The following is an 18,223-nucleotide window of genomic DNA, read 5'->3' on the forward strand; positions in this document are numbered from 1 at the left end:
CGCTCTTGAAAACCCCTGACGCGGCCCCATGTGGGCCGCGTTTCGCGTTTCAGCCCCTCATTCAAGCCATGACCAAGCAAACCCACGCCTTCCAGGCCGAAGTCAAGCAGATCCTGCACCTCGTCACGCACTCGCTGTACTCCAACAAGGAGATCTTCCTGCGCGAGCTGGTCAGCAACGCCAGCGACGCCTGCGACAAGCTGCGCTTCGAGGCGCTGGACAACGCGGCGCTGTTCGAGGACCAGCCCAACCTGGAAGTGCGCATCACTTTCGACGAGGAAGCCAAGACGCTGACCATCAGCGACAACGGCATCGGCATGAGCGCCGACGAGGCGGCCGCACACCTGGGCACCATCGCCAAGAGCGGCACGCGTGAGTTCATGGCCAAGCTGGACGGTGACCAGAAGAAGGACGCCCAGCTCATCGGCCAGTTCGGCGTAGGCTTCTACTCGGGCTTCATCGTTGCCGACCGCATCACCGTCGAGACCCGCCGCGCCGGGCTGCCGGCGACCGAAGCCGTGCGCTGGAGCAGCGAAGGCACTGGCGAGTACGAGCTGGAGACCATCACCAAGGCCGGCCGCGGCACCGACGTCATCCTGCATCTGCGCGACGGCGAGGAAGAGTTCCTGAAGACCTGGCGCGTGAAGTCCACGGTGGCCAAGTACAGCGACCACATCTCCCTGCCCATCCTGATGAAGAAGGAGACCTGGGACGCAGAAGCCGCTAAGCAGGTCGTCACGGACGAGTGGGAGCCCGTCAACAAGGCCTCGGCGCTGTGGTCGCGCTCCAAGAGCGAGGTCACGCAAGAGCAGTACGACGAGTTCTACAAGCAGATCAGCCACGACAGCGCGGCGCCGTTGGCTTACACGCACAACCGCGTGGAGGGCCGCAGCGAGTACACGCAGCTGCTCTACATCCCGGCTAAGGCGCCGTTCGACCTGTGGAACCGCGACAAGCGCGGCGGCGTGAAGCTGTATGTGAAGCGCGTCTTCATCATGGACGACGCCGAGGCGCTGATGCCGGTGTACCTGCGTTTCGTCAAGGGCGTCATCGACTCGGCCGACCTGCCGCTGAACGTCAGCCGTGAGCTGCTGCAGGAAAGCCGCGACGTGAAGGCCATCCGCGAAGGCTCCACGAAGCGCGTGCTGGGCATGCTGGAAAGCCTGGCCAACAGTGAAGACCAGGCCGAGCGCGACAAGTACGCCGCGTTCTGGACCGACTTCGGACAGGTGCTGAAGGAAGGCATCGGCGAGGACCACCAGAACCAGGAGCGCCTGGCCAAGCTGTTCCGCTTCGCGTCCACGCACGCCGACGCCAACGTCAGCCTGGCGGACTACGTGAGCCGCATGAAGGACGGCCAGGAGACCATCTACTACATCACTGCCGACAGCCTGGCTGCCGCCAAGCACAGCCCGCAGCTGGAGATCTTCCGCAAGAAGGGCATTGAGGTGCTGCTGCTGGTGGACCGCGTCGACGAGTGGATGCTCAGCCACCTGTACGAGTTCGACGGCAAGCCGCTGCAGTCCGTCGCCAAGGGGGCGGTGGACCTGGGCAAGCTGCTGGACGAGGACGAGAAGAAGAAGGCCGACGAGACCGCCGAGAGCCTGAAGCCCCTGCTGGACAAGCTCAAGGACGCACTGAGGGACCGTGCCAAGGACGTGCGCGTGACGACCCGTCTGGTCGACTCGCCGGCCTGCATCGTCGTGGAAGAGGGCGATGTGTCCGGCCATCTGGCGCGGCTGCTGAAGCAGGCCGGCCAGCAGGCGCCGGTGTCGCTGCCCACGCTGGAAATCAACGCCGAGCACGCGCTTGTCAAGAAGCTGGACGGCAGTGCCCACTTTGACGACCTCGCCCAGGTGCTGTTCGACCAGGCCGTGCTGGCAGAGGGCGGCCACCTGGAAGACCCGGCCGCCTACGTCCGTCGCGTCAATGCGCTGCTGATGGGCTGATGTTCCTTGCCGCCGCCCGGGAGGGCGGCGGTCTCCGGTCGGGTGAGGCCCGCATTTGTGTGCTTTTGTGACAGCAATGCGACAACCCCGCCTGCCGGGGGCTTCCGGTCAGATTCACGAGTGGCTACCCTCCTAGGGTTTTCACCGTATTTCGACGAGATGCTCCCGATTGAGTCTGCCGAGCCCATTGCCGCCGCCGTGCCGGCCGCCATGGTGACCCGCCGTCTGGTGCTGCGTCCTCCCAAGGACAGCGATCTCGACACCCTGCTCGCCCTGCATGCCGACCCGGCCGTGAGCCGCTTCTGCGCCGCCGCCACGCCCAACGGCCGTGAGGCCACCGAGGCCCAGCTGCAATCCTGGCTGGCGCACTGGCAGACCCACGGCTTCGGCCATTGGGCCATCGCCGAGCGCGAGCGGCCTGATCAGCTCATCGGTTTCGGCGGCCTGATGAACCGGCGCGTCGTAGGCCATGCCGGGCTGTACCTGTACTACCGCATCACGCCCCAGGCCTGGGGCCGCGGCCTGGCGTCCGAGATGGCGCTGCATGGCATCACGCAGGCCTTCGAGCAGCGCCAGGAAGGCGCCGTGGTGGCCGCCGTGCTGCCCAACAACATGCCCACGCGCAAGACGCTGGAAGGACTGGGCCTGCGGGCCAAGGGGACGCTGTCCTTCGGACCGGGCAACGCCGCCGCGCTGCTCTACGAGCTGGGCGCCGACCGCTGGGCCAGCCTGCCCCGGTGCGAGCCCGAGCCGGTCGCCTTCGCCGCCTGAACGGTCGAGCGCACCGCCATGACCGACGGCTGGGACATCAGCCCGCCCTTCGACGCCGAGGCGTCGCTGCAGACGCTCAAGCGCTTTCTGCGTGACCAGCGCGTGCTGGTCGAGCGCGGGGACGCCTGGCAGCTGGCCGGCCAGCCCGTGCTCAAGCTGGCCATCGAGGCCGGCACGCTGCAGTTGCAACTGGCCCGACGCCCGGCGCGCACGCCGGAGTGGGAGCGGCTCGTGCTGGCCTCGGTCGTCGATGTGCGGCGCGCGCAGGACGAGATCAGGCGCCGGCTCGGCCGCTGGCAGGGCGACGACTGACGCACGCAGGAGCGCCGCAAATGTGGGAATCCACACAGACGCGCGGCATGGAAAGCCTGATGCTCGCGGCACGCGACCTGCCCACACGGAGGTCCGGAATCGTTCCGCTGCCATCCGGCAGCCTGCCCCCGACGGCGGCTCCATCGAAGAGCGCCGTCCAACCGTAGGAGACTTTGCGATGCGCACCCACCTGCTGCTGGCCGCCGGCCTCATGGCCGCCCTGCCGGCCCTTGCCCAGTACCCGGCCGACAAGCCCGTCACCATCGTCGTGCCCTTCGCGGCCGGCGGCCCCACCGACAAGGTCGCGCGCGACCTGGCCGAGGCGCTGCGCAAGCCGCTGGGCGCCACCGTCATCATCGAGAACGTCGGCGGCGTCGGCGGCACGCTGGGCGCCAACAAGGTCGCCAAGGCCTCGCCGGACGGCCACACGCTGCTGCTGCATCACATCGGCATCGCCACGGCCACGGCGCTGTACCGCAACCTGCCCTACAAGACGCTGGAAGACTTCGAATACCTGGGCATGGTCAACGAAGTGCCGATGACGCTGATCGGCCGCCCCGACCTGCCGGCCACCAGCTACGCCGATCTCGCCAAGTGGATGGCGGCCAACAAGGGCAAGATCAACCTGGCCAATGCCGGCGTGGGCTCGGCCTCGCACCTGTGCGGCCTGCTGTTCCAGCAGACGGTGCAGATCGACATGACCACCGTGCCGTACAAGGGCACGGCGCCGGCCATGAACGACCTGCTGGGCGGCCAGGTCGACATCATGTGCGACCAGACCACCAACACGACCGGCCAGATCGAGTCAGGCAAGGTCAAGGCCTTCGCCGTCATGTCGTCCAAGCGCCTGACCAGCGGCTCGCTGGCCAAGCTGCCTACGGCAGACGAGTCGGGCCTGAAGGGCTTCAACCTCACCATCTGGCACGGCCTGTACGCGCCCAAGGGCACGCCCAAGGCCGTGGTGGACAAGGTCAACACCGCGCTGCGTGCGGCGCTGAAGGATGCCGACTTCCAGAAGCGCCAGCAGGCACTGGGCGCCGTCGTCATCAGCGACGCGCGTGTCGGCACGGCCGAGCACAAGAAGTTCGTCGAGGCCGAGATCAACAAGCTGGGCCCCATCATCAAGGCGGCCGGTCAGTACGCCGACTGAGCCCGGGTGCGCTTCAACGGCGCGCCTGACGGCGCTGCCGCTGCCCCTCGCAAGAGCCTGCCACGCGCCGCGTGGCAGGCTCTTTTCGTTGCACCAGGCCGTGGCGGTCGCTGCAGGGGCCAGGGCTTGCTGCTGCGGTGCAGCAGTTCTCCTACACGACGGGCCAGGAGCACCTCCCCCCAAACCTCTGGGATGCCGCTGGTAACTCTTCTGACGCGGCGCCACGCATCCATGTAATCCAGGTAACTAGTTGTTGAGAGCGTGAATTGGGTCACGGCGTCGTCCATAGACTGCGCCGGGCCATGAGAAAGCGTAACTATTCAGTTGAGCGGCATCGTGGCGCAACCGGCTCCAGCCTCGGTGGGGAGCCACGCCTCATTCACACCTTGGAGTTACCCATGTCGTTCCACAGCAAGCGCCAGCAACGCGGTCAGGGCATGACCGAATACATCATCATCGTGGCGCTGATCGCCATCGCCGCCATCGCCGTCTACCAGATGTTCGGCAACACCGTGCGCAGCCAGACGGCCGCCATCGCCCAGGAATTGGCCGGCAATGACGGCACCGATTCCAAGGACAACGCGCAGACCGCCGCTGATGCGGCCGCCACCGAGGCCAACGTCAAGCGCAACCTCGACACCTACACCGGCAACGCCGCCAAGTAAGTCGCCTGCCGCGCGGCCTGGCTGCGCGGCCTTTTGCACCGAGTGTTTCGGGAAGCGGGCCGGGATGGCCAGCTTCTCGCCCCTAGGGAATTCTCATCGTGTTGCGTCCGCACGCCGCCTTGGCGAGCTCCGCCGTGCTCGGCAGCCTTTTGGGGCTGTGCCAGGGTTGGCCGTGGGGCTGGTTGCCTGCCCAGTTGCTGCTCGTGCTGCAACTGGCGCTGCTGTTTGCGCCCGGCGTGGGTGTGGGCGTGGCGGCCTTGCGCGCGGCGGCCTTCGGCGCGGCGATGGCGCTGGCGGGCTATGCAGGCTTCCTGAGCGACCTGCCGGGCGCCCGGCCAGGCCAGCTGCTGCTGGCCGGTGTCGGCCTGGTGGCTGTGCATGCGCTGCTGCTGGCGGCATGCGCGGCGCTGGCAGTGCGGCTGCCGGCCAGCCCGGCCGTGCGTGCGCTGCTGGCCTGGCCGGCGCTGTGGTGCCTGCACGAGGCGCTGCTGGCGCAAGGTCCGCTGGCCATGCCCTGGCTGCGCCTGGGGCAGCTGCAAGCGCCACACGGCCCCTGGGCGGCGGCGCTGCCGCTGGGCGGCACGCTGCTGGCCGGCCTGCTGATGTGGTGGACGGCCGGGCTGCTGTGGCAGGCCTGGGTCCGGCCCGCCGGGCGCCGCCGTGCACTGCTGGCGGGTGTGGCGCTCCTGGCCGTCGTGAACGGCCTGGGCCGGCAGACATGGACACAGGCCAGCGGTGAGCTGGACGCCGTGCTGTTGCAGACGGGTGCGGCACCCGAGGCGGCTGATGAGGCCGGCACGCAGCAACGCATGGCCACGCTGATGACAGCCGCGCAGGTGGCGCGCTCCCAGCTGCTGGTGGGCCCGCAGCTGGCCCTGCGCAAGACGGCGTCAGCGCTGCCGGACGACTACCTGCGCCAGCTCGCACACGAGCTGGACCGCCGCGACAGCGACCTGTTGCTGGGCCTGTACGTGGCCCCGGGCGACGGTCGCCTGCACAACGCCGTGCTGTCACTGGGCAGCTCGGGCCCGCAGCGCTACCTGAAGCGCCAGCTGTTTCCGTTTGGCGAGTTCGTGCCCGCACAGGGCGCGCTGCGCGACTGGCTGGCCGCAGGCGCCGCGCTGCAGGACACCTCGCGTGGTCCGGCCGACGCCGAGCCCTTGTGGCTGGGTGGCCACCGCGTCAGCCTCAGCCTCTGCTTTGAGCTGGCCTTCCCCGGCCTGTGGCGGCAGGAGGCGGCCACCAGCGAGGTGCTGGTCAACCTGTCCTCGGCGGCCGCCCACCCGGGCACGCTGCTGCAGCGCCAGTTCGACCAGCAGGCCGCGGCGCGTGCACTGGAGTTCCAAAAGCCGCTGCTGCACGCCACCGACCTTGGCGGCGCCTTCGCGCTGGACCATGGCGGCCACACGGTTGCGCGGCTGGCGCGGGACACCGCCGCCAGCCTGCCAGTCACGCTGCAGGCGCGCCGCGGGTTGACGCCGTTCGCGCGCTTCGGCGACGCGCTGGCGCAATCGCTGGCTGTGGCGGGCCTGGTGCTGGCACTGCTGTGGCAGCCGGGGCGCGCCGTGCAGCCGTCGCTGCGCCTGCAGGCGCAGCGGGGCCAGGTCTTGATGGCCGGTGTGGCGCTGATCCTGATGTCGGCCGGGCTGCTGTACTACATGGTCAACAGCGGCCAGGCCGTCACAGAGAAGATGCGCGTGACCAACGCCGCCGATGCGGCGGCCTACAGCGCTGGTGTCGTGGAAGCGCGCGCGCTGAACTACGACGCCTACCTGAACCGGGCCATGGTGGCCAACCAGATCGCGATTGCGCAGATGGTCAGCGTGGGCTCGTGGGTGCGCTACTTCGCCAACGCGGTGGACGAGGTGCCGGCCTCGGGCACCGACATCTTCTTCATGATGTCGCCCAGCCTGGAGGGCTACAAGATCCTGGCCATCTTCGCGGCCACCAAGGTGGTGTTGGAGTACTACACCGGCCAGAGCGCGAACTACTACGCCGACTACGTGCTGCAGTACGGCGTCGGCCCGATCATCGCGGCGCATGACGCCGTCGTCGTCGCCATGGCGGCTTCGCAGGGGCTGGTGCATGCCAACCTGACCGCGGGCGTGCGCCAGAAGCAGATCGCCGACGACGTGGCCCAGGCCATGGACCCGCAGCTCAAGACGCAGGTGGTGCTGGCCTCGCACGGCTTTGACAACTTCACCAAGGCCTACGCCAACGACGATCGCGGCCGCTTTGCCGACGTGACCATGCGCTCGCGCGACGGCTTCAGCCGCGAGCGCAACTGGACCGTGAGCGCCCCGGACATCCCGCTGTTCAAGAAGAACGGCGAGATGAAGAAGCGCGCCGGCACCGAGCTGATCGGCTACGACGAGTGGCGCGGCATGGACACGCTGGAGCTGCACGGCGAGCGCTTTGGTTGCGGCAAGTGGGGTCTGAGCTGGTGCGGCGACATCCAGAAGCCGCTGGGCTGGGCGGCGGTCAACATCCCCAAGAACAACTGCAGCGGCAGCGGCAGTAGCAGCGGGGCCAACGGTTACCACGGCAATGCCTACGGTGAGAACCGGCGTACCGCCAACAAGGCCGAGGGCGAGATGGAACGGCCCGGCTATTACTGCTTCAGCGGCCTGCCCGCCGTGCGCGAGCTGCGCAACGTGGCGCCCAACGCCGAGCTGAGCACCGGCATCACCCTCTTCGTCACCAAAGACCACGCCCAGCTGCGCACCTCCGGCGGCGCCGCCCAGGCCAAGCCCTCGGGCCAGCTGGCGTTGTTCAACGACAAGCCGGCCGGCGCCAAGCTTGCGGCGCTGGCCCGCGCGCAGGTGTTCTTCGATCGCATCTCGCCGCGCGCCGATGGCCGCACCGAGATCGCAAGCCTCTACAACCCGTACTGGCGCGTGCGCCTGGTGGCGCCCACGGCGGTCGACCGGGCCTGGGCTGCCGCCCAGCAGGGAGGGCTGGCCTTGCCATGAGCGTCGTCAAGCTGCCCCACCGCCAGTTTCTCGCCGCTGCCCGCCGGGCCCGGGCCTCGACCGGGCTGCAGTCGTGCGGCCGGCGCCAGCGCGGCCAGTCCACCGTCGAGTTCGTCGTGGCGGCGCTGGCGCTGCTGCCGCTGTTCATCGCCGTGCCGCTGCTGGGCAAGTACCTGGACCTGTTCCAGACCACCGAGGCCGCCAGCCGCTACGTGGCCTTCGAGGGCGTGGCCCGCAACTCGTCCAGCAGCTGGAAGACCGACGCCGAGCTGAGCCTGGAGGTGCGCCGACGCTTCTTCAGCACTTCCAACGCACCCATCAAGACCGGCGACGCGGCGGGCGATTTCGTGGCCCACCGCAACCCGGTCTGGACCGACCACACCGGCAAGCCGCTGATCGCCAAGTTCGAGGACGACGTGACCGTGGCCACCACCGTCAGCGGCAAGAACGCCATCCCCTGGACGGCGCCGTTTCGGAGCTGGCTGGGGCTGAGCCACGACAACTGGTACAGCGGCGCCGTCACCGTGAACATGGCCGACAGCGCACTCGTGCCCACCATGGCCACCACGCGCCGCACCGTGCTGCTGGCGGACGCCTGGACGGCGCGCAACAACGCGCAGGTGCGCAACCGCATCGAGGACGGTGGCCTGGGTGTCTATCCCATCGGCAAGGCCAAACCGTTGGTGGACCTGATCGGCATGGTGCCCGTGGCCGTCAACGACCCCGCGCTGAAGGTGGGCGACCACGACTGGGACATCGTGCCCTGCGACCGACTCAAGGAGGGCTGCTGATGCGCCTGTATGCCGCGACTGCCGCCCTGCTGCTGCTGGCCGGTGCCTGCGTCGCATCGCCCTGGCCCGAGCTGCCGCTGCCCGAGGGCGTGCGCGCCCAGAGCGTGGCCGCCGACAGCGTGCTCAACGGCCGCCGCGCCCGCATCCTGCGCGCCGAGTTCAGCGGCAGCGTGGACGACGCGCTGGCCTTCTACCGCGCACAGTTCGGCCGGCAGCATGTCGAGAACCCGCTGCGCGACGCCCGCGTCATCGCGGCCCGCCAGGGCGACTACTTCAACACTGTGCAGCTGCGCGAGCTTGCGCCGGGCCGCGTGCAGGCCACGCTGATGAGCACGCTGATGACCGGACCCGGCGAACTCAGCCGCGTGCTGCGCGACACCCAGCGCCTGCTGCCCGCCGACTCCACGGTGATGAACACCATGGAGTCCAGCGACGACGGCCGCCGCGCCGTGATGCTGACCGCGATGAACGCCGTGGACCTGCAGACCAATCGCGACGAGCTGGTGCGCGGCCTGCGCCAGCGCGGCCTGAACCTGGCGCGCGAGGAGCGTGCGCCGCTGGCCCGCGGCAGCGCGCTGACGCTGTGGGCCGAGAGCGCGCAGGAGGAGGCCACGCTCAGCGTCATCGACGCGGGCGAGCACCGTCTGGTGGTGATCAACCGCGTGCGCGAGGCCCGGCCATGAGGCGCGTCGCGCGGCGGCGCGTGCGCGGCCAGGCGATGGTGGAGTACCTCGTCGTGGGCCTCGCGGTGGCGGCCATGTTCTTCCTGCCCTGGGATGGCAACCCGGGTAGCGACACCGTCGTCGAGCTGATGCTGGACGCCATCCGCACCGCTTTTGCCAAGTTCCTGAGTGCCGTTTCACTGCCCGTCTGAGGGCTGGACCAACAAGACATGAGATTTGCGATCAATCGAAGCTGGCTGCTGCTGGGCGTGGCCCTGGTGCTGGGCGGGGTGTCGGCCTACGGCGTGAAGCGCTACATCGAGCAGCACGTGGAGGACATCGAGGCCCGCACCCGCGCCAAGCGCACGGTGAAGGTGGTGGTGCCCAAGGAAGACCTCGCCAAGGGCACCGTGCTGCAGGCCGCGCACGTGGCCGTGCGCGAGGTGCCGCAGGAGTGGACGCACTCCAACGCCATCTCGCCCGAGCAGTTCGAGCGCGTGGAAGGCCAGCCGCTGGCCTACCCGGTGGCGCGCGGCGAGATGCTGCTGTGGTCGCTGCTGGAGGGCGGGCGCTCGCCGTCGTTCTCGGCGCGGCTGCCCACGGGCCAGCGCGGCATCACGGTCACGGTGGACGAGGTCAACTCCATTTCCGGCCTGCTGCAGCCGGGCGACCGCATCGACCTGATGGTCACCGTCAAACACGAGCAGAAGAGCTACCTGTTCCCGCTGTTGCAGAACGTGACCGTGCTGGCTACCGGCGCGCAGGCCATCCCCGTGGCCGGCTGGGACGGCAAGGACAGCAGCAAGCGCAGCTTCTCCACGGTCACGCTGGAGACCTCGCCCGAGGACGGCCGCCGCGTCATCGCTGCGCGCGAGGTGGGCAAGCTCACCGCCATGCTGCGTGCGCCGGGCGACAAAGCCGAGGTGGCTGCCACCCGCACCGACGCGATGACGCTGCTGGGCCTGGGCGGCGCGGCTGTATCCGACGAGCGCGTGCCCGTCATCTACGGCGGCGGCGCGCTCAAGCCCATCGCGCCGCTGGGCCGTGCGCCCGCCGCTGCGGTCGCGCCCGTCGCCCCCGTCCTCTCGCCCGCCCGCCCCTGAGCGCCCTGGTGATGCCTGCCGATTTCTCCCTGGATTCCCGCGTGACCTCTTCATCGACCTCCACCCGCTCCCTGGCCGCGCTGCTCAGCGTGGCGTTGGTGCTGCCCGCGCCGCTGGCGCTGGCCCAGGACGCCGCCGTGCCGGCCGCTGCCGACGGGGCTGCCCCGGCCGGCGAGGGCGGTGGCTTTGCGCCCTCGCTCAAGCCCACGGCCAAGCGCAGCCGCAGCACGGCCGGCACCCCGTACACGCCCATCCAGGCCAGCGGCAACGACGGCCAGATCGCCGAGATCGACATGTTCGTCGGCGAGTCGCGCGTGTTCCCCGCGCCGGGCGTGGCGCGCATCGCCGTGGGCAACGGCAAGCTGCTGTCGGCCGCCGCGCTGGACGAGAAGGAGGTCATCCTGTTCGCCAACGGCGAGGGCACGTCGTCGCTGTTCATCTGGAATGCCGACGGCCGCTACCAGCGCGTGAAGATCAACATCGTGGCCGGTGACACCTCGCGCCATGCGCGCGAGATTGCGGCCTTCCTGGCCACCATCCCCAACGCCAAGACGTCCATCATCGGCGCCAACATCGTCGTGGAGGGCGAGCAGCTGTCGGACTTCGATCTGAACAAGATCGAGATGCTGGCCAAGCGCTATCCGCAAATCGTCAACTTCACCAATCGCGTCGGCTGGGAAAAGATGATCGCGATGGACGTCAAGGTGGTGGAGTTCCCTACCAGCCTGCTCAAGGAGACGGGTCTGAAGTGGAACGGCACCGGCGGCGCGGCGGTCGGCGCCATCTGGGGCCCGGCGGGCCGCGGGCATGACGGCCCGTACCAGATCAACATCCAGACCGGCACCTCGAACGGCGTGCCCATCACCAGCCCCATCCCCGGCCAGCCGGTACCCATCCCCTCGGGGCTGAATGTGCTGAGCCTGCTCAACCTGGGCCTCAACGCCCAGCTCAACCTGCTGGCGCAGGAGGGCAAGGCGGCGCTGCTGGCCGAGCCACAGCTGTCGGCCCGCAACGGCGCCAAGGCCAGCTTCCTGGCCGGCGGCGAGATCCCCTACGCCGTGTCCACGCGGGACGGCACCTATGTGCAGTTCAAGCAGTACGGCATCAAGGTGGACATCACGCCGCGCGTGGACGCCAGCGGCGTGATCCGCGCGTCCATCGAGTCCGAGGTCAGCAGCATCGACCGCTCGGTGACGACGCTGGCCGGCCCCGCCCTGCTGACCCGCAAGGCCAACACCGAGTTCAACCTGCGCGACGGCGAGACGCTGGTGCTGGCCGGCCTGCTGCAGCGCGAGGTGTCGTCGGACATGGACAAGCTGCCGCTGCTGGGCGACATCCCGGTGCTGGGCGCGCTGTTCCGCTCCAAACGCTTCCAGAACAAGGAGACCGAGCTGGTGGTGTTCGTCACGCCGCGCATCGTGTCGGCCGAGTCCCCGTCCAACCGCGACCGCCTGCAGCGCACCACCGAGCGCCTGGAGGCCCGCATGGGCCCGACGCCCTACCTGAGCGAGCCGCTGCAGCCCGGCGTCAGCTATGAGCGCGCCGACCAGGTGCCGCCGCGCGAGGGCCAGCCGCTGGCCGACAACGCACCGCCGCCGGTGAGCGCCGAGGCGCCGCTGGTGGCCGGCATCGGCCGGGCGCCCGAGGGCGCGCTGCTGCGCGTGCAGGGCGTGCAGACCGTACTGCGCAGCCGCCCCGAGGCCACGGCCGAGGCCTTGCTGACGCTGGCGCGCGGCGCCACCGTGGTGCTGGGCTCGGCGCCGTCGCAGCCGCCAGGCCAGGGCCGATGGACGAATGTGCACGTGGGTGCGCTGAACGGCTGGGTGCTGTCCGAGCACATCGTCGCGTGGCGGCCGCAGGACGTTGGCCAGCCCGACGTGCGGCCGGCCGTGGTCAAGCCGGTGCCGGGCTTGCAGCCGGTGCTCCTGGGCAAGGTGGACGACGCGCTGCTCGGTGCGCCGCTGCGTGTGCAGTCCGAGGCGCTGGCGCTGCGCCAGGCGCCGGACGTGAATGCGGGCGTCGTGTGGCGCGCACAGCGGGGTGACCTGGTGCGTCGCCTCAGCCTTCCGCCGCAGGGCGCCTGGCTGCCGGTGCAGATCGGCGCCGGCTCCACGGGCAAGCGCGGCTGGGTGCTGGCGCAGTGGCTCGTTCCCCTGAACATGCCTTGAGCCGGAGATCGGTGCCATGAGCCATCTCATCATCCAGATCACCGACAGCACGGGCGGCGAGACGCGCGAGGTCGAGTTCAACCAGCGCGAGATCCGCATCGGCCGCGACAAGGCCTGCGACATCGCGCTGCGCGGCTGGCGCGTGGGCCGCGAGCATGCCCGCCTGAGCGAGACGCGCGACGGCTGGGTGCTGGAAGACCTGGGCCAGTTCACCGGCACCTGGGTCAATGCGCAGCGCATCGTGCGCTACGGGCCGCTGAGCTTTGCCGACCAGATCCGCATCGGCACCACCACGCTGCGTGTGCGCGAGGCCGAGGGCCGCGCGTCGCCGCGCCCAGCGGTGCCGGCGCCCACGTCCGTGCCCACACCGGCGCCGGCGGCGCCCGGTGTCATCCCGCTGCACACGGCCCAGCCGGCAGCGGCCCGGGCCGCCGACGCGGGTGCAGCCGCCGAGGCGCTGCCGCCCGAGGTGCTGGCCGTGCAGGCCCGCCATCCGTGGCGCAAGCATGTGCATGACCAGCTGCTGGAGACCATCGACCTGCGCCGCCGCGACCTCACTCGCATGAGCGACGCCGAGCTGCGCGCCGAGACCGAGACCCTGGTGCGCGAGATCCTGGAGCGCCTGGGCGGCGAGCTGCCCGCGGGCCTGGACCGCGAGGCGCTGCGCAAGGAGGTGCTGGACGAGGCCGTGGGCCTGGGCCCGCTGGAAGACCTGCTGGAGGACGCCAGCGTCACCGAAGTGATGGTGAACCGCGCGGACGAGATCTTCGTGGAGCGCGGCGGCCGGCTGCAGCGCTACCCGCTGGCCTTCACCAGCGACCGCGCGGTGATGGGCGTCATCGAGCGCATCGTCGCGCCGCTGGGGCGGCGCATCGACGAGTCGTCGCCGCTGGTGGATGCGCGACTCAAGGACGGCTCGCGCGTCAATGCCATCATCCCGCCGCTGGCGCTCAAGGGCCCGACGATCACCATCCGCAAGTTCTCCAAGAAGCGCCTGACGGCGGACGACCTGTCGGCCTACGGCTCGGTGTCGCGGCCCATGGTGGAGTTCCTGGAGCTGTGCGTGAAGCAGCGCAAGAACATGATCGTCTCGGGCGGCACGGGCTCGGGCAAGACGACGCTGCTGAACGTGCTGTCCAACTTCATCCCGGACGGCGAACGCATCATCACCATCGAAGACGCGGCCGAGCTTCGGCTGAACCACTCGCACCTGGTGTCGCTGGAGTCACGGCCGTCCAACGTGGAAGGGCGGGGCGCCATCACCATCCGCGAGCTGGTGAAGAACTCGCTGCGCATGCGGCCCGACCGCATTGTCGTCGGCGAGTGCCGTGGCGGCGAGGCGCTGGACATGTTGCAAGCCATGAACACGGGCCACGAGGGCTCGCTGACGACGTTGCACGCCAACACGCCGCGAGATGCGCTGGCGCGGCTGGAGACGCTGGTGCTGATGGCCGGCATGGATCTGCCCATCGGCGCCATCCGCGACCAGATCAATTCGGCCGTGGACATCATCGTGCAGCAGTCGCGCTTTGCCTGCGGCTCGCGCAAGGTCACCAGCATTACCGAGGTGGCCGGCATGGAGAACGGCAAGATCCAGCTGCAGGAGCTGTTTCGCTACGAGGCCCGGGGCTTCGGCGCTGACGGCCGCGTGGTGGGCGAGTTCGTCGGCTGCGATGCCGTGCCCACCTTCTACGACGAGCTGCGCGAGCAGGGCGTCCAGTTCGACCTGTCGTTGTTCAACCGGAGGGCGGCATGAGCCCCCGCACGGCCGCCCGAAGGGGCTCATCCCCGCTCGGCGGGGCAGGGGTGCGGACATGACGCCCAGCACCGTCGCAACGCTGGTGGCGGGCGCGGTTGCCGTGGCGATGATGATGCTCGTGTGGTCGGTATTCAGCATCGCCACCAGCGGGCTGGCGCGCTACCGGCGGCTGTTCACCGAGCGGGCCCACATCGGGCTGCGCGAACTCTTCCTGTTTGTCGACCCGGGTCGTCTGTTCGTGCTCAACCTGGCGCTTATCGTGCTGGGCGGGGTGCTGGCTTGGGCGGTGACGGGCAATGCGCTGCCGGCGCTGGTGGTGTCGCTGGTGCTGGCGGTGGGGCCGCGCTTCATGCTGCGCTGGCTGCGCCGGCGCCGCAGCGAGCAGTTGGAGCAGCAGCTGCCCGATGCGCTGCAGATGCTGGCCGGTGGCCTGAAGGCCGGCGTCAGCCTGTCGCAGGCCATCCAGCAGCTGGTGCTGGAGGCGCGGCCGCCGATCTCGCAGGAGTTCGACCTCGTGCTGCGCGAGCAGCGCCTGGGTGTGTCCATGGATGACGCGCTGGAAGGCCTGAATCGGCGCGTGCCGCTGCAGTCCATGACGCTGACGATCTCGGCCATGCGTATTGCCAGCGAGACGGGCGGCCAGCTCGCCGAGACGCTGGAGCGCGCCGCGCAGACGCTGCGCCAGAAGCTGGCCATGGAGGGCAAGATCCGCGCGCTCACCTCGCAGGGCAAGCTGCAGGCCTGGGTGGTGGGGGCGCTGCCGCTGTTCCTGATCGTCGTGCTCAACAAGATGGAGCCGGCGGCCATGCACCTGATGTTCACGACGCGCATGGGCTGGGCCACGCTGGTGGTCATCGGCCTGTTCGAGTTCTTCGGCGTGCTCGTGATCCGCAAGATCGTGGACATCGACGTATGAGCGGCGCCGAGTTCACCTGGATGCAGTGGCTGCCGCTGGCCTGTGCGCTGGGCCTGGGCGTGGCGATGGCGCTGATCGCGCACAGCCTCATGAAGGCCATCGACGATGTGCCCGCCGAGGATCGCAGCTACCGCGACTCGCCGCCCACAGCTTTCCGGCTGCTGTGGTGGCCCATCCGCTGGATTGCGCACTACCTGGGCCCGCGGCTGCGCCCGGCGCAGCGCCTGCGCGTGCAGGGCCGGCTGCGGCTGGCGGGGCTGGACTACGCGCTGGCGCCCGAGCAGTTCATTGCCGCGCAGTTGCTGGGCGCGGCCATCAGCGGCTTGCTGACCTGGTGGCTGCTGGTCAGCTTCGGCCGGCCGGCCGGCCCCTGGCCCTGGGTGGGCGCGGCCTTCGGCTTCCTGTTCCCGGCCATCTGGCTGCGCGACCTCGTGCAGCTGCGCCGCCGCGAGACGCTCAAGACGCTGCCCTTCATGCTGGACATCATCACGCTGTGTGTGGAGGCCGGCCTGAACCTGACGGGCGCCTTCGCGCAGGCGGTGGCCAAGGGGCCGGCCGGACCGCTGCGCGACGAGTTCTCGCGCGTGCTGCGCGATGTGCGCGCGGGCCGGCCGCGGCTGGACGCGCTGCGCACGCTGTCCGACCGCATGAACGAGCCGTCCATCACCAACTTCGTGTCGGCGCTGATCCAGGCCGAGCGCATGGGCATGAATCTCGGCCCCATCCTGCGTGCGCAGGCCGAGCAGCGCCGCACCGAGCGCTTTGCCCGCGCCGAAAAGCTCGCCATGGAAGCGCCGGTGAAGCTGCTGTTCCCGCTGATTGCCTTCATCTTCCCCTGCACCTTTGTCGTGCTGGGCTTCCCGATCGCAATGAAGTTCCTGCACATGGGGCTCTGACATGCAGATGCACACCTCCCGCGCCATGCCGGCGCTGCGCGTGCTGCACGCCGACAGCTTCCGCGCCCGATTGCTGGGCCTGCTGGCCCTGCCGCGGCTTCAGCCGGGTGAGGTGCTGGTGCTCAAGCCCTGCGCCAGCGTGCACACCTGCTTCATGCGCTACGCCATCGACGTGGTCTACGTGGACCGCGACGACCGCGTCATCAAGGTCGTGCCGGCGCTGGCGCCCTGGCGCGTCAGCGCCTGCCCCGGCGCGCGCGCCACGCTGGAGCTCGCTGCCGGTGAGGCGCAGCGGCTGGGGTTGCGGCCCGGCTCCCACATCGACACCCATTGATTTGTTCCCTGACGGTTGACGCCATGACCTTGTTCTCCTCCCGATTGCTGCTGCTGCCCCTGACGCTCGCCCTGGCCCATTGCGGCGGTGGCGGCGGCGGCGAGGCGGTTGCCGCCCCTACGACGCCGCCAGCCGCGACCGACCCCTATGCCGGCACGGCGTACCAGAAGCTGGAGGTCACCACGCTGGCCAAGGGCGGCGGGCCGGGCCTGGCTCGATCCACCACCCAAGGGCTGGTGGATCAGTGCAACCTCGAGCGCAAGGCCCGCTACGAGCTGCCGCCCGTGCAGCCCGATGTCGCGCTGATGGCCGGCCTGGACGTGAAGACGCTGGAGCGCTTCTACGACAACCGCAAGGCCGGCGAGCTCACCACTGGCTACGGCCTGCGGCTGACGGACTACCAGCGCTGGACGAACGAGCTGCGCAGCGGCACGGGCGCCAACCCAGCCACGCCGCCCGACTGCAGCGTCGTGCAGAAGGAGGAGGCGTTCAGCGGCTACCTGTGGCTGGACGACATCCGCTACGAGCTGCGCTTCGCCACCAAGCAGGCGCTGGGGCGTCGCAGCCATCTCAGTTTCACGCCCACCGACCTCGCAACGTCCAGCCAGGTAGCCGCCTGGCCCGCCAAGACGGTGATGGGTGAAAGCTGCCGCGTGGCCAGCACACCGGCCGATCCGTCCCTGGACGGCGCCTGCCTGTGGGAGCGCTTCCCGGCACGCAAGTACCTGAACCTGCCCTGGGCGCTGGAGTCCGTCACCGGCGCGGTGCAGGAGGTGCGCGTCGTCACGCTGGCGCTGGAGCGAGACAAGCCGCTGCGCGCGGGCGTGCTGGCCATACCCGAAGGCTTCACTGCACAGGTCGACTGACATGCGCAGCCGTCCCGCCCGTGGTCTGCCGGCCCACGCCCCGCATCGCCAGCGGGGAGCGGGCCTGGTGGAGAGCGTCATCGTGATGCCGACGCTGCTGTTCCTGGTGCTGGGGATCTGGCAGGCGGCGCTGGGGTACCAGGCCAAGAGCAGCGTGAACTACGCGACCTTCGAGGCGGCGCGTGCGGGGGCGGTGAGCAACGCCAGCGTGAGCAGCATCAAGGCGGCGTTCAGCAAAGGCATGGTGGGCTACTACGGCGGCGGGCGCACCGTGGCGGAGCTGGCGGCGAGCTACGCGCGCGCCACGGCCGACACGGCGGTGGGCATGCGTGTGGAAGTGCTGTCGCCCACCAAGGAAAGCTTCGACGACTACGCCAGCCCGGCGCTCAAAGAAGCGCTGAAGGCCGGTGACCTGGTGATCCCCAACGTGGGTCTGGACGAGCTGCAGTGCCCGCGCGACGTGCCCGGCTGCAAGAGCGACCCCAAGAGCAACGCCAGCGGCCAGACGCTGCAAGACGCCAACCTGCTGAAGCTGCGCATCACCTACGGCATCCCGAAAGACAAGCAGATGCCGCTGGTGGGGCGGTTCTACACCTGGGCGCTGAGCAAGCTGGGCGCCGGGGTGGGGGACGCGTTCAAGCTGGGGCTGATCGAGGCGGGGCGCATCCCTGTGGTGTCGCACGTGGTGGTGCGCATGCAGTCGGACGCCATCCGCAATACGGCGATGGTGAGCAGCCCGGGGCCGGGCAACGACGGCACGCCCACCGACCCCGGGCCCGGGCCCACGCCGCCGGACCTGCCCACCTGCCCCTGGTGGGACCCCAGCTGCTCCATCTGCACCGACGGCGTGGGCGCCGGTAAGTGCGAACTCCCGCCGCCCAGCTGCGGCGGCTGAGCGCGCGCTATGCG

Annotated in this window: 17 protein-coding genes; all 17 read left to right on the plus strand. The window is 69.8% G+C overall.

From position 1 onward, the window contains the following. Positions 1-68: 68 nt before the first annotated feature. The 17 genes from htpG to ACG0Z3_RS16030 all read left to right on the plus strand — a co-directional run bounded on the left by htpG (position 69) and on the right by ACG0Z3_RS16030 (position 18,209). Positions 69-1,949, plus strand: a complete 1,881-nt coding sequence (htpG, locus tag ACG0Z3_RS15950; RefSeq protein ID WP_394399147.1) for a molecular chaperone HtpG — start codon at positions 69-71, stop codon at positions 1,947-1,949. A gap of 159 nt (positions 1,950-2,108) precedes the next feature. Further along, positions 2,109-2,720, plus strand: coding sequence for a GNAT family N-acetyltransferase (locus tag ACG0Z3_RS15955; protein ID WP_394399148.1), 612 nt, complete (start codon positions 2,109-2,111; stop codon positions 2,718-2,720). A gap of 18 nt (positions 2,721-2,738) precedes the next feature. Beyond that, complete coding sequence (locus ACG0Z3_RS15960) at positions 2,739-3,032, plus strand: hypothetical protein (RefSeq protein WP_394399150.1); 294 nt, start codon at positions 2,739-2,741, stop codon at positions 3,030-3,032. A gap of 178 nt (positions 3,033-3,210) precedes the next feature. Further along, positions 3,211-4,182, plus strand: a complete 972-nt coding sequence (locus ACG0Z3_RS15965; protein WP_394399152.1) for a tripartite tricarboxylate transporter substrate-binding protein — start codon at positions 3,211-3,213, stop codon at positions 4,180-4,182. A gap of 398 nt (positions 4,183-4,580) precedes the next feature. Then, positions 4,581-4,847 carry a hypothetical protein gene (locus ACG0Z3_RS15970; RefSeq protein ID WP_394399154.1) on the plus strand — a complete coding sequence of 89 codons (267 nt, stop codon included), beginning with the start codon at positions 4,581-4,583 and terminating at the stop codon, positions 4,845-4,847. 98 nt (positions 4,848-4,945) lie between these two features. Next, on the plus strand, positions 4,946-7,819 hold the full coding sequence (gene lnt / locus ACG0Z3_RS15975; RefSeq protein WP_394399156.1) for an apolipoprotein N-acyltransferase: 2,874 nt from the start codon (positions 4,946-4,948) through the stop codon (positions 7,817-7,819). Further along, positions 7,816-8,610, plus strand: a complete 795-nt coding sequence (locus tag ACG0Z3_RS15980; RefSeq protein WP_394399158.1) for a hypothetical protein — start codon at positions 7,816-7,818, stop codon at positions 8,608-8,610. Before lnt ends, ACG0Z3_RS15980 begins: the two co-directional genes overlap by 4 nt. Continuing rightward, positions 8,610-9,293, plus strand: coding sequence for a hypothetical protein (locus ACG0Z3_RS15985; protein ID WP_394399160.1), 684 nt, complete (start codon positions 8,610-8,612; stop codon positions 9,291-9,293). The genes ACG0Z3_RS15980 and ACG0Z3_RS15985 overlap by 1 nt, the downstream gene beginning before the upstream one ends. Next, a complete protein-coding gene (locus ACG0Z3_RS15990; protein ID WP_394399162.1) occupies positions 9,290-9,484 on the plus strand; it encodes a hypothetical protein in 195 nt (64 codons plus the stop codon). Before ACG0Z3_RS15985 ends, ACG0Z3_RS15990 begins: the two co-directional genes overlap by 4 nt. Positions 9,485-9,502: 18 nt before the next feature. Continuing rightward, positions 9,503-10,375 carry a Flp pilus assembly protein CpaB gene (cpaB, locus tag ACG0Z3_RS15995; protein WP_394399164.1) on the plus strand — a complete coding sequence of 291 codons (873 nt, stop codon included), beginning with the start codon at positions 9,503-9,505 and terminating at the stop codon, positions 10,373-10,375. An 11-nt stretch (positions 10,376-10,386) separates the two neighbouring features. After that, on the plus strand, positions 10,387-12,543 hold the full coding sequence (locus ACG0Z3_RS16000; RefSeq protein WP_394399166.1) for a pilus assembly protein N-terminal domain-containing protein: 2,157 nt from the start codon (positions 10,387-10,389) through the stop codon (positions 12,541-12,543). Between the two features lie 16 nt (positions 12,544-12,559). Continuing rightward, positions 12,560-14,299: a TadA family conjugal transfer-associated ATPase gene (locus tag ACG0Z3_RS16005; protein ID WP_394399168.1), complete on the plus strand. Its 1,740-nt coding sequence runs from the start codon at positions 12,560-12,562 to the stop codon at positions 14,297-14,299. A gap of 58 nt (positions 14,300-14,357) precedes the next feature. Next, positions 14,358-15,218: a type II secretion system F family protein gene (locus ACG0Z3_RS16010; RefSeq protein ID WP_268168878.1), complete on the plus strand. Its 861-nt coding sequence runs from the start codon at positions 14,358-14,360 to the stop codon at positions 15,216-15,218. Beyond that, positions 15,215-16,114 carry a type II secretion system F family protein gene (locus ACG0Z3_RS16015; protein ID WP_394399170.1) on the plus strand — a complete coding sequence of 300 codons (900 nt, stop codon included), beginning with the start codon at positions 15,215-15,217 and terminating at the stop codon, positions 16,112-16,114. The genes ACG0Z3_RS16010 and ACG0Z3_RS16015 overlap by 4 nt, the downstream gene beginning before the upstream one ends. A 1-nt stretch (position 16,115) precedes the next feature. Continuing rightward, on the plus strand, positions 16,116-16,448 hold the full coding sequence (locus ACG0Z3_RS16020; protein WP_394399172.1) for a DUF192 domain-containing protein: 333 nt from the start codon (positions 16,116-16,118) through the stop codon (positions 16,446-16,448). Between the two features lie 23 nt (positions 16,449-16,471). Next, positions 16,472-17,314: a hypothetical protein gene (locus tag ACG0Z3_RS16025; RefSeq protein WP_394399174.1), complete on the plus strand. Its 843-nt coding sequence runs from the start codon at positions 16,472-16,474 to the stop codon at positions 17,312-17,314. 1 nt (position 17,315) lies between these two features. Continuing rightward, positions 17,316-18,209 (plus strand): TadE/TadG family type IV pilus assembly protein, encoded by an 894-nt coding sequence (locus ACG0Z3_RS16030; RefSeq protein WP_394399176.1) that lies wholly within the window; start codon positions 17,316-17,318, stop codon positions 18,207-18,209. The last annotated feature ends 14 nt before the right edge of the window (positions 18,210-18,223 follow it).

It is taken from the genome of Pelomonas margarita (genome assembly GCF_043555875.1).
Taxonomy (GTDB): Bacteria; Pseudomonadota; Gammaproteobacteria; order Burkholderiales; family Burkholderiaceae_C; genus Pelomonas; species Pelomonas margarita.